Annotated in this window: 7 protein-coding genes; 6 read left to right on the top strand and 1 reads right to left on the bottom strand. The window is 46.2% G+C overall.

Annotation, left to right across the window (positions count from 1 at the left end):
- Complete coding sequence (locus tag D9A03_RS14475) at positions 1 to 816, top strand: hypothetical protein (protein ID WP_120497925.1); 816 nt, start codon at positions 1 to 3, stop codon at positions 814 to 816.
- A 48-nt stretch (positions 817 to 864) separates the two neighbouring features.
- Here the strand turns inward: D9A03_RS14475 and D9A03_RS14470 are convergent, their stop codons facing one another.
- Positions 865 to 2,316, bottom strand: coding sequence for an NAD-dependent succinate-semialdehyde dehydrogenase (locus D9A03_RS14470; RefSeq protein WP_120497924.1), 1,452 nt, complete (start codon positions 2,314 to 2,316; stop codon positions 865 to 867).
- A 347-nt stretch (positions 2,317 to 2,663) separates the two neighbouring features.
- On the opposite strand from D9A03_RS14470, the gene queC reads away from it, so the two are divergent.
- The 5 genes from queC to D9A03_RS14445 all read left to right on the top strand — a co-directional run bounded on the left by queC (position 2,664) and on the right by D9A03_RS14445 (position 11,813).
- Positions 2,664 to 3,419 (top strand): 7-cyano-7-deazaguanine synthase QueC, encoded by a 756-nt coding sequence (gene queC, locus D9A03_RS14465; protein WP_216825493.1) that lies wholly within the window; start codon positions 2,664 to 2,666, stop codon positions 3,417 to 3,419.
- A 3-nt stretch (positions 3,420 to 3,422) separates the two neighbouring features.
- Complete coding sequence (locus tag D9A03_RS14460; protein ID WP_120497923.1) at positions 3,423 to 3,779, top strand: 6-pyruvoyl tetrahydropterin synthase family protein; 357 nt, start codon at positions 3,423 to 3,425, stop codon at positions 3,777 to 3,779.
- Positions 3,776 to 4,564: a 7-carboxy-7-deazaguanine synthase QueE gene (queE, locus tag D9A03_RS14455; protein ID WP_120497922.1), complete on the top strand. Its 789-nt coding sequence runs from the start codon at positions 3,776 to 3,778 to the stop codon at positions 4,562 to 4,564. Before D9A03_RS14460 ends, queE begins: the two co-directional genes overlap by 4 nt.
- 89 nt (positions 4,565 to 4,653) lie before the next feature.
- On the top strand, positions 4,654 to 5,121 hold the full coding sequence (queF, locus tag D9A03_RS14450) for a preQ(1) synthase (protein WP_046504319.1): 468 nt from the start codon (positions 4,654 to 4,656) through the stop codon (positions 5,119 to 5,121).
- 482 nt (positions 5,122 to 5,603) lie between these two features.
- Positions 5,604 to 11,813 (top strand): DUF5801 repeats-in-toxin domain-containing protein, encoded by a 6,210-nt coding sequence (locus tag D9A03_RS14445; RefSeq protein ID WP_120497921.1) that lies wholly within the window; start codon positions 5,604 to 5,606, stop codon positions 11,811 to 11,813.
- Positions 11,814 to 11,895 lie beyond the last annotated feature (82 nt).

The raw sequence follows: 11,895 nt of genomic DNA, 5'->3' as shown, positions 1-11,895 counted from the left end.
ATGGAGCGACGGGATTTTATTTTAGGCCTAAGTTTTATTCTCTCTTTGCTCGGAACGCTTCTGGTGCCAAAGCTGCCTCAGGATCAACTTTATCACTTATTTGCTGATACACGTAGTTGTCTGGGAATTGCAAATTTTGGCGACGTTAGCTCAAATTTGGGATTTTTAATCGTCGGATCTCTTGGTCTGTTAAAGTTGAGAGAACTATATCAATCGGGGAAATTTCAAAGCCTTAGTGAAGTTTTGCCCTATATAATCTTTTTTCTATCTGTTGCTCTGGTTGCGCCCGGCTCTGCTTATTATCACGAGGACCCTGATAATGATCGTCTCTTTTGGGATCGCTTACCGATGACGGTGGCTTTTATGTCTTTGTTCGGGGCAATTCTGATTGACCGAGTAGATATGTTTTCCATGCAAAAATTAATTGGGCAAAAATTAACTGGGCAAAAATTAACTGAAAAACTTATTTTGGGTCTCATTTTTCTTGGTGTTGCATCTTTGGTTTACTGGCAACAAACAGAAAGCACGGGAAACGGGGATCTCAGACCTTATGTTCTTGTTCAGTTCTATCCGTTGATCGCACTTCCGCTGATATGCTGGCTATACCCTTTGTCGAAACATACATCGGTTAAATATCTTGTCTGGATGTATGTATGGTACGCTTTGGCAAAGGCTTTGGAATACTTTGATGCAGAGGTTTATGACTTGTTGGGCAACATGATAAGTGGCCATAGTTTGAAACATATGGCAGCTGCAATGGCCGTTTATATGGTCGTTCTGATGCTGAGTTATGATCAGGACAGGATTTCTAGGTGAAAAAAGGAGCTCGCAAGCTCCTTTTTGTTTGATCGGTATCGAAAACCCTTAAATGCCGCCTATGCAGAGGTATTTGATTTCCAGAAAGTCTTCCATGCCGTATTTGGAACCTTCGCGGCCCACGCCGCTTTCTTTCACGCCGCCAAAGGGGGCAACTTCGTTTGAAATGATGCCTTCGTTGATCCCGACGATGCCGTACTCAAGTGCACGAGAGACACGCCATACCCGCCCGATATCCCGACTGTAGAAATATGCCGCGAGGCCGAAAGGTGTATCGTTTGCCATTTGCACGGCTTCTTCTTCGGTCCTGAACTTATAGAGAGGGGCCACAGGGCCAAAGATTTCTTCGCTGAAAATACGCATGTCATCGGTAACGCCTGTGATTACTGTCGGTTCAAAGAAGGTTCCACCGAGATCATGCGGGTTACCGCCGATTTCAGTTTTTGCCCCTTTGCTGACAGCATCTTCAATAAGTTCGCTGACTTTGCTTGAAGCTGCTGCATTAATAAGCGGACCTTGTTGGGCGCCATCTTCAATGCCGGGAGCAACTTTCAGTGTCGCCGTTTTTTCGACAAGCTTCTTTGCAAAGGCGTCATAAACCCCTTCCTGAACCAGTATCCGGTTTGAGCAGACACATGTTTGCCCTGCATTGCGGAATTTGCTCATCATTGCGCCTTCGACCGCAGCATCCAGATCTGCATCATCGAAAACAATAAAGGGGGCGTTGCCGCCGAGTTCCATAGAGGTCTTTTTGACCGTCTCGGCGCATTGTTTCATAAGAAGTTTGCCGACAGGTGTCGAACCGGTAAAGGTGAGCTTTCTGACGGCCTTGCTTTCTGTTAATGCCTTGCCGATTTGCTGTGGAATGCCGGAGACGATGTTCATAACGCCTTTGGGAATACCTGCGCGCTCGGCAAGTTCTGCCAATGCGAAAGCACTTAACGGTGTGTCTTCGGCCGGTTTGATCACGACGGTGCAACCTGCAGCAATCGCAGGGGCGCATTTACGGGTAATCATGGCAATCGGGAAGTTCCACGGGGTAATGGCGGCGACAACACCGATTGGTTCTTTTGTTACAACAAGCCGTCTGCCGGGCAGATGTTCTGGAATGGTGTCGCCGTAGATGCGTTTGCATTCTTCGGCAAACCATTCGACAAAACTTGCACCATAGGCCACTTCACCCATTGCTTCTGTGAGGGGTTTTCCCTGCTCGAGTGTCATCAAAAGTGCGAGATCACTCTGATTTTCCATAATCAATTCAAACCATTTACGCATAATCTGCGCACGTTCTTTTGCCGTTTTGTCTTTCCATGCGCCAAAGGCGTCTTCGGCGGCTTGAATAGCACGAAGTGTTTCTGTCTCTCCCATCTTGGGAACCGAGGCAAGAACATCACCATTTGCCGGGTTGGTAACAGCAAAGGTTTCACCACTGTCAGCGCCAGCCCATGTGCCATTGATGTAGCATTTATCACGTAACAAAGAGGGGTCTTTAAGTTCCATAATGGCCTCGAGGATTTAAGGAGAGGGTAGATAAATAAAAAGCATCATAACCACAGGCATTGTGACAGGACAACGGCCCAGAGTGAAATTTTGTTTAGGGCCACAGATCGGGCCAGAGATCGGGGTGCGAACTTTGGGTGTGACGCAGGAAGCGCGTCCGGATTTCATGGCTTACTTTTATGCTTGATGGATGTGTCTTTTCTTTTGTGTTGAGGGCGAAATGGTCATTTTTACTGCCTTCGCATAGGTGGTCTTCGATTAAGGAATTGCTCTTGCTCTTTGCTTTTTTCTTCTTCTGGGGTATATCGGGGGGCGCGATTTAAATCGAAACTGGAGCCATCCGCGCAATGTTGGGCTCCCCGGTCGCAGCCTACCCGGTAGAAAAACAAGGATTGGAACGAATGAAAACACTCGTCATCTGTTCAGGTGGCTTGGACTCGGTCACGCTTGCGCACAAGGTTGCTGCGGAGGCTGAGTTAACGCGCCTGATTTCTTTCGACTACGGTCAACGTCACAAGAAAGAACTCGATTATGCCCGCCGTTGTGCCGAATGTCTTGGTGTTCCGCATAATGTGATTGATATTGCCAATGTAGGTGCTTTGCTGTCCGGCTCTGCGCTTACTGACGATGTTGATGTGCCTGACGGACATTATGAAGAAGAAACCATGAAGGTTACGGTTGTACCGAACCGCAATGCGATTATGTTGGCAATTGCCTTTGGTGCTGCGGCTGCCGAGAACGCAGATGCTGTTGCCGCTGCGGTTCACGGGGGGGATCACTTCATTTATCCTGATTGCCGTCCTGCCTTCATTGATTCTTTCGAAGAAATGCAGCGGCGTGCGCTGGATGGCTACGCGGCGGTTAAGCTCTATACACCTTTTGTACACCTTCCCAAAAGTGATATTGCGGCAGAAGGTAGTCGTCTAAAGGTTCCTTTCGAGGACACATGGTCTTGCTATAAAGGCTATGAACATCACTGTGGACGGTGTGGTACCTGTGTGGAACGTCGCGAAGCCTTTCATATTGCTAATGTAGAAGATCCGACAATCTATCAAGATCCCGACTATTGGCTTGAAGCTGTTGAAAAAGCCAAGGGAGCCTGATGGATGTATCGTATATCTAAGCAATTTACCTTTTCAGCTTCGCATCAGCTAATGGGGGTTCCTGATGGACATCCCTGTTCACGGTTGCATGGTCATAACTATATTGTTGAGATTGAACTGTCTGGTGAAGATTTGAATTCAGCTGGCTTTGTTCGTGATTATCTCGAGCTAAGCGAGCTGAAACAATATATCGATGATGTATTGGATCACCGTCACCTTAATGAGGTATTGGGGGATGATAATGTTACAGCTGAACGTCTGTCCAAGCATCTGTTTGACTGGTCGTTTGAACGCTGGCCAGAGGTCACGGCCCTGCGGGTGAGCGAAACCCCAAAGACCTGGGCCGAGTACAGACCATGATTACCGGAACATCAAACGACAATACATCGGGCATGAAAATGTTTTCCGATGCGCCGCCGAACGCGCGTACAATAAGGGTCAGTGAAATCTTCGGCCCGACCATACAGGGTGAAGGTGCTTTAACGGGCCTGCCAACTGTTTTTGTCCGCATGGGTGGCTGTGATTACCGTTGTAGTTGGTGTGATACACTCTATGCCGTGGATTCAAGCTTCAGGGATCAGTGGAAACCAATGTCTCCGGCTACAATTATGGCGGAAGTCGCTTCCCTTTCGGGCGGCAAGCCGTTACTCGTGTCTTTGTCCGGGGGAAACCCGGCTATTCAGCCGCTTGGGGCCTTGATTGATTTGGGGCATGAGCAGGGCTATCGCTTTGCTTTGGAAACACAGGGAAGTGTTGTTAAAGACTGGTTTTCAAAGCTGGATAATCTGACGTTAAGCCCGAAACCACCGTCGTCGGAAATGGAAACCGATTGGGATCTGTTGGTCAGTTGTGTGGCTGCTGCTGGTTCTGATACAGAAACCATTATGAAAGTGGTTGTCTTTGATGATGGGGACTATGCCTATGCCAAGGAAGTGCATCGACGCTTCCCGAGGCTGAGGATGTATTTGCAACCCGGAAATCATACGCCGGGTACGGTAGAGGAAACAGAACCCACAATTGATATGTCGGGTGTTATGGATCGGATGCGGTGGCTCATTGATAAAGTGGTTGAAGACGAGTGGTATGACGCGACGGTCTTGCCTCAGTTGCATGTTTTGATCTGGGGCAATGAACGCGGCGTTTAATTTCGCCGAGATCTTTTTCGTATAATGAATTGGGCCACCCATAATCGCAAAAAGGGTGGCTGCTCTTGAACATTGGAGCTTGAAAAGAAATGACAGAAGAAAGCATCTATTCAAATCTGACCCAGTTGGGCGGCGACAGTAAGCTGCCAGATAGCCCGGAAGAAGCTGTGATGGAACGTGTTGCCAATCCGCAAAAGGGATCTGGCTATGTTGTCCGCTTCACAGCACCGGAATTTACTTCTCTTTGCCCTATTACAGGGCAGCCGGACTTTGCCCATCTTATGATCGACTACGTACCTGGTGACTGGCTGGTCGAAAGCAAATCGCTTAAACTTTTTCTTGGGTCTTTCCGGAACCACGGTGCTTTCCACGAAGATTGTACTGTCTCCATCGGCAAACGCATCGAAGAGCTTCTGGAGCCAAAGTGGTTGCGTATCGGTGGGTACTGGTATCCGCGTGGTGGTATCCCAATTGATGTTTTCTATCAATCTGGTCCGGCACCAGAAGGTATCTGGATCCCGGATCAGGGCGTTCCTCCTTATCGTGGTCGTGGGTAGTATTTGATCTGCCCTAAAATATATTGATGCAGTTAGGAAAGTCAGTTTTTTGTGTCTTTCCTTTAAAGCCAGTCGATTTTATCGGCTGGCTTTATTTTATTGGGTTTGTGTAACTCCTGTATTTCGTGTTTTCGCAAAATTCATTGAAGTTTGGGAAGAATAAATAAGGCATTTTTGCGTGTTCATGGATTTTTATGGATTCGTGTGATGTTATTTTGGATGGTATTTTTGTTTCGCCAAATAAGTGAAATTAGCTTAAATTAAATTATTCAAATAAGATAAATTTTCCAAATATAATCAAATATTTACCCTTAAAAAGCCACAAAATTTGTAAAAATCATACATATTTATATATTATTAAGAATGTTGTCATTTGTGGTTATTTTTTGATTCGTTATTTTAGATCCCGTTAAAACTAATCCATTCAGGTTATCTGGCAGGGGGTCGGATAACTCTCATTAAAATCAGAACTGGAGTTTATAATGGCTGTTGAGCTCGTACAGCGCACAAGTGAGAACCTTTCAGGTGTCGAGGGGCGTGATCTTCTTGTTGGTCAGGGGGCTGAGATACAAGAAATTACGGCACCGGAAAGTGGAGTAACCAAGAATATTTCTCTTGGTAAAGGGCAAACGGCAACCCTGAATTTTGATGCTACAGCTGCAACGCCGCTGATTGAAGGAAATGATTTTGTTCTGACTTTCGATACAAATGGTGATGGCAGTGCAGATAGTCGGATTGTATTCCAAAATCTGGTCGAGGAGTCTCAGGGCACAGATGCCCCGGTTCTTGTGATCGGTGGTGTTGAGCTTTCAGCTGGCCTTTTGATCGGTCAGGCACAAGCCCTTGGTGAAGGAGAAACACTGGAGACTGCTGCGGGCGCAGATGCCGGTCCAACAGGGGGCGGGGGAAGCCAGTACAATGACAATCTGGGGGATGTCATTGATGGCTTGTCTGCTTTGGGAACGCTTGGGGGCACAGAGCTTGAGTTCGGACTACTCGCAAATGGTGGGGATATCACTGATCCTGCCGAAGGTACCTTTGATGTCAGCTTTATCACAACCGGAACAGCCGTCGGTGAAGTGAAAGGTGGTATTGAAGCACGTGATTATGACGGCGGTTTCGAAGATTGGGGACCAAATCAGCATATTGGTAATGAAGGACCTGCGCCAATGCAGGTCGAATTCAACTTCACACCGTCAGATAACGAAACACTTGATTCAATTGTTATTGAGGCGCTTCCTGAAAATGCAGTGCTTTATGTCGGGGGCTCTGATGCCGCGAATATCTATAGTGGGCCTTTCCCCGTAACGATAACGCCGGGTGACTTTGATCAGGTATTTATCAAGCCGGACACAAACTCTGATGTTGATCTTACACTGAATGTTACGGCTAATATTTCAGACCCGGATTCTGGTGAAAGTACTTCAATCCCGGTTGAAGTCGTTGCAATTATTGATGCTGTTGCTGACAAACCGATTTTTGGTAACGAGGGTAGTTTGGACGGTGATGGTCTTGTTGATCTGTATTTGCTGCAAGATCTTTCCGGTTCTTTTAGTGACGATGTGCCTAATGTGCAGCAGGCAATTGCCGACTTAATTGGTAAAATTAAGAATGGTGATTTTTCAGCAGATGTCCATCTTGGTGCGGGGAGCTTTATTGATAAAGCAATTGGTGGTCTTGGACGTGATGGGGACTATGTTTATAAAAATGCGCAGGATGTTTCCGCTGATTTGGATGCTGTAAAAGCGGCAGTCGATGCCTTCACTCTTGGTTCGGGTGGTGATGGTCCGGAAGCTCAAATTGAGGCACTGTTTAATCTTGCCAAGAATGCTGCTGATCTGGGATTTCGTGAGGGCGCAACAAAATATGTTGTTTTGACAACGGATGCAGATTTTCACAAAGCTGGTGATGCACTACGCCTTGGTAAGAATGATGGCGATGGTGATCTGACAAACGATCTGGATGAAGACTATCCAGAGCTTGCACAGTTGAAAGCTGCACTTGAAGCATCAGGTGTTGTACCTGTTTTTATGGTGACTTCTGATGTTAAAGATACATATAAAGATCTTATAGATTTCCTGGGCCGTGGGAAAGTGCTGGACCTGTCGTCCGACAGTTCAGATCTTCTTGCCAACTTGCTCAAAGGTATTTCGGGACCATCTGATAAGGGTGATAATGTATACGATGAACAGGCGATTGTTGAAGTGCCTGTTGATGTTACCTTCACTGATAATGACGGATCTGAAACCCATACAATCGTTCTTAGTAACATTCCTTCTGACTGGATACCGCAGTTTCCATTCACGCCGGACATGATTGATGGTCTGGGCGGAGAAAACCCGGGTAAGATTGGTCTTAACACAACCTATTCCATCACGATTGACGTGACGTCTCTTGGTGAAAATGTTGACCTAAATTTCGAATTTAATCCGCAGGATTGGTCTTCATCACGTTGGAGCGATGGGGAGCCACATAATGGTGGTGACGCGGTAATAAAAATCAAAGCAATTGCCGAAGAAACAAATACAACAGACCAAGAGCTAACAACAGATAACAACCGTTCCGAGAGCGAGACAACTCACACTGTTAAAGTTAATGAAGACACTCCTACAGTTGAAGAAGTTCATTTTTCTCATGACGAGACAGACGGTGTTGATGCCGGGACAGGCGATCAGGCTTCGTTAAATGCCGGTGTAGTTGCAGCACTTGTTGCAAGTACTGTTGGTGAGCATGGGGCAGTGATCGGACAAGCCCAAGGTGATGTTGCCTTTGACTTTAAAACGGATGGTGCAGGTACGCCAAAGGACGCAGCTGATGTAAAAGTGGAATCTCTGCAGTTTGAGGATTATAACGGCACACCAAGCGGTCTTTACACAGGTGGGGATGCTGCTCCAGTTGCAATCACGCTTCATACAGATGATGCCAATCCAAATATTGTTTGGGGACTTGATCCAAGCGGAAATGCTGTTTTTGCTGTGCATCTGGGGCAACCGGGAACTACGTCTTCTGGGTCGGTGAAAATGACTTTTGTCCAATATGGGCAGATTAACCACGATACCGATGGCAGCATCCCATCTGATCATAATGACTTGAAACAGCTGGTTCTGAAATACCGTGCTGTTGATGACGAAGGTGACGCGAGCCCGTATGCCGAAGCCAAGATTGATCTTAAAGACGATGGGCCGACGATCACAGGTTCATCATCATGTCTGGACGAAGACAAGTTTGTTCAGGGTGAATATGATCTGGTTAATGCTACGGATCCAGTGACTATAACGGTGACATCCGCTGATGTATCACGGGCTGGTTTTCATAACAGCATCGGGTTTTATGTTGCAGATGCCAATGGTAATTTAATTGGTGGGCAGATCATCGTTGCTGATGGACATTCCAGTCAGTTCGCAGTTGGATCAGATGCTTCTGTTAGCTTCAACAAGGCAGATTACCCGGATGGAGCAACATTTGGTTTCTTTATCGTTCCTAACGGTGGGAATAAAAATAGCCATCTCGGCGGTGATTATACAGACGGTGCCGATGTTACATTTGTAAATGTGAATGGCAAACTTGTACCGCATATCAATGGTGTCCCGGTTAAAGGTTCCGGTGAATCTGCGTACTTCTCAAATCCAACTTTAAACAGTGACGGTGCTGCTCATGTCTATGATAATGGGCACGGCGGTAACTATAACTGGGAAGATCTTCGCTTCCCCGGATCTGATGCGGATTACAGCGATCTAAACCTTCAAATCAAGGTTGATGGAGCTAAAAATGCCGAAGCACCTGTCGGGGGCGCCGTTTCTGGTAAATTGAGCTTTGATGTTGGTACAGATGTTGTCGGTCACAAGTTCGAAATTACAGGTCCGTCCGATCTGGTTTCAGATGGTGAGGTCGTTACAGCAGGGACACCAATCATTTCCGGCTCTTTAATTGTTATCGAAGGAAAGACTTCTGATGGGGATCTGGTCTATAAGCTGACGTTTGATACCAAAACAGGGAAATACGTATACAGCCAGTACAGAGCTTTGGATCACAATGATCCGAATGGCGAAGTCTTGCCTGTTAAGTTTGGCGTCAAGTTGATCGACGGTGACGGTGATACTGCGACAGCTGATATTGTTGTTAACGTCAAGGACAGTGTGCCTGTTGTTGAAGAGCAAGTTAATACGTCTGTCGACGAAGACAGCTTACCTGGTGCAACAGCAATTGCCGAAGGTGAAATCGATGTTGATTTCGGTGCTGATGGCGGTGAGTTTACGGCAATTACATTGGATGCTGTTACTGACAATAACGGTGATCCCGTCAATCTTGCCGACCTGTCTTCTGGCGGTAACCCGATTTCTATTCAGTTGACAGAAAACGGTGATGATCTTGTCCTGGTTGGTCGTGCAGATGGTAAGCCTGTTTTTGACGTCTATCTGAACAAAGAAACGGGTGACTATACTTTCCGCCAATTTGGGGCGCTGGATCACAAAGGTGCGAAACTTGATGCAGCCCTGAAACTGGTGTTCGGTTACGAAGTTACTGATGGTGACGGGGATACAGATAAAGGTCAGTTGATCGTTGAAGTCGCTGATTCGGGGCCAGTTATCGAGAATACCGCCGCTGAGTTGGATGAAGGCAACTTTGTTCAGGGTGTGTATGATCTGGAGAACGCAGAAGATACTGTCACAATCAACATTGAATCTGCAGAAACATCTTATGCCGGGCATCATAACAGCATCGGTTTCTTTGTCGCTGATGCGAATGGCAATCCGATTGGTGGGCAGATCGTTCAGGCGGATGCGCATTCAACTGTTTTCAAGGTCGGTGATGATGTAAGTGCTATTATTAACAAGGCAGACTATCCAAATGGTGTAACATTCGGCTTCTTTACTGTACCTGATGGTGTTGATCACAATGGGTCTTATTTCAAGGATGGGGCCGCCGTCACCTTCAAGAACATCAATGGGAAGTGGACGGCCTTTATTGGCAATGATGAAGTCAAAGGTGCTGGTGAATCGGCTTATTTTTCTGACCCACGATTGAATAGTGATGGTACTACGCATGTATTAGACAATGACCATGAGGGCAATTATAACTGGGAAGATCTAAGGTTCCCATATTCTGATGCAGATTATGGCGATTTGAATCTCAAGATTGATGTCGATGGTGCCAGTGCTGGAAGCGGACCAGTTGGCGGTGCTGTTGCAGGTCAAATGACCTTTGATATTGGTGCTGATGTCAGCGGTCATAAATTTGAGATTGAAGGTCCGACAACTCTCCATGCCAATGGTGTGGATGTTGAAGCGACTGATCCGGTCATTAGTGGCTCTTATATTACAATTGAAGGTCGTGAGCTGGATAATGGTCAGCCAACAGGTGCTTTGGTTTACAAGCTGGTCTTTAATACGACCTCAGGCAAGTATGTTTATAGCCAGACCAAAGCACTGGATCATAATCATCCCAATGGTGATTCGCTTCCTGTAAAATTCGTAGTCAAGCTGACTGATGGTGACGGGGATACAGCGACAGCTAGTATTATCATCAACGTTAAAGACAGTACACCTGTAGCAACTGATGACATTGACAGTGTAACCGAAGATAGCGGCTTAGTGGCAACAGGCAATGTTGTAACCGGGAATGATGTGACTTCTGGTGACAATAACAGCACTGATGGTAACGCGGACAAGCTGGGGGCTGATGGCTTTAAATCCATTACCTGGGATGAAGCAACAGGGATGATTGTCGGAGGCCTTTATGGAACCCTAACCGTCAAAGATGATGGCAGCTATAGTTATGAGTTGAATAATGCCCATGCTGTTGTCGATGATCTCAATGATGGTGGTGTTCTAAAAGAAACCTTTACCTATACCGTTGAAGACCGAGATGGTGATAAGAGCATCGCTGAACTTGTTATTGATATTAACGGTAAGACAGATGTTGATCCTGTTCCTGGGGCCGTTAATCCATGGAATATTCATCTGTCATCCGGCACATGGGATGGTGATTTAGCTCCGGATAGTATCGGTCAAAACGGTAACTCGCATGGTGTTGATGGTATGACTTTAGCCACAAGTCCTGCTCAGGGCAGTAAAGGAGCGCATTATGCGATCTCTACAAATGGAGATATCAATGGAGATATCGTTGCATCTGATAAAAATGACTCTATTGAACTCTCAGGCGGTGTAAATGTTACCGGTGGTCTTTATGCTCATGACGGTAACGATATCATTGATCTTTTCCATGAAGATTCAGGATCAAGTGGCCGTATCAGCGGACTTATTGATGGCGGTGAAGGTAACGACATTATTATCGGCGGTATTTATGAAGATAAAATGTCCGGCGGTTCAGGCAACGATACCCTGACAGGTGGCGATGGTGCAGACATCTTTGTCTTCAAAGCTGATAGTGTTGGCGGGAGTGATATCATTACTGATTTTGATGCTTCCGAAGGTGATGTTCTTGATCTGAGCGCTCTTCTTAGTGGTTTTACTGCCGGGACAAATAGTGAAGCAACTGCGGTTGCGTTAAAAGATTATCTATCTCTTTCAGAAGATCAGGGGAGCACTGTTGTAACAATAGATCATGATGGTGCTGGGGCGAGTAATATCACAACAACGATCCGTCTCGATAATGTGGATCTCTTGAATGGTGGCTCGCAAGACGATGCTATAAAAGCCTTGTTAGATAGTCAAAAGTTGATCGTTGAATAAAGGATGAAGTGCTGAAATGTAAGGCTTTACTTTTACGCTAATTAAAAAGGCTCTGAATTTTTCATTCAGAGCCTTTTTAGGT

This window comes from Kiloniella sp. EL199 (genome assembly GCF_900313065.1).
Lineage (GTDB): Bacteria > Pseudomonadota > Alphaproteobacteria > Kiloniellales > Kiloniellaceae > Kiloniella.
Note: the sequence above shows the minus strand (reverse complement) of the source record. Positions and strands in the feature narration are given on the sequence as shown.

What these genes read in the sequence shown, in the direction of transcription:
- D9A03_RS14475 (WP_120497925.1), top strand. Translation starts at nt 1, where the DNA reads ATGGAGCGACGGGATTTTATTTTAGGCCTAAGTTTTATTCTCTCTTTG.
- D9A03_RS14470 (WP_120497924.1), bottom strand. Translation starts at nt 2,316, where the DNA reads ATGGAACTTAAAGACCCCTCTTTGTTACGTGATAAATGCTACATCAAT.
- queC (WP_216825493.1), top strand. Translation starts at nt 2,664, where the DNA reads ATGTTGGGCTCCCCGGTCGCAGCCTACCCGGTAGAAAAACAAGGATTG.
- D9A03_RS14460 (WP_120497923.1), top strand. Translation starts at nt 3,423, where the DNA reads ATGTATCGTATATCTAAGCAATTTACCTTTTCAGCTTCGCATCAGCTA.
- queE (WP_120497922.1), top strand. Translation starts at nt 3,776, where the DNA reads ATGATTACCGGAACATCAAACGACAATACATCGGGCATGAAAATGTTT.
- queF (WP_046504319.1), top strand. Translation starts at nt 4,654, where the DNA reads ATGACAGAAGAAAGCATCTATTCAAATCTGACCCAGTTGGGCGGCGAC.
- D9A03_RS14445 (WP_120497921.1), top strand. Translation starts at nt 5,604, where the DNA reads ATGGCTGTTGAGCTCGTACAGCGCACAAGTGAGAACCTTTCAGGTGTC.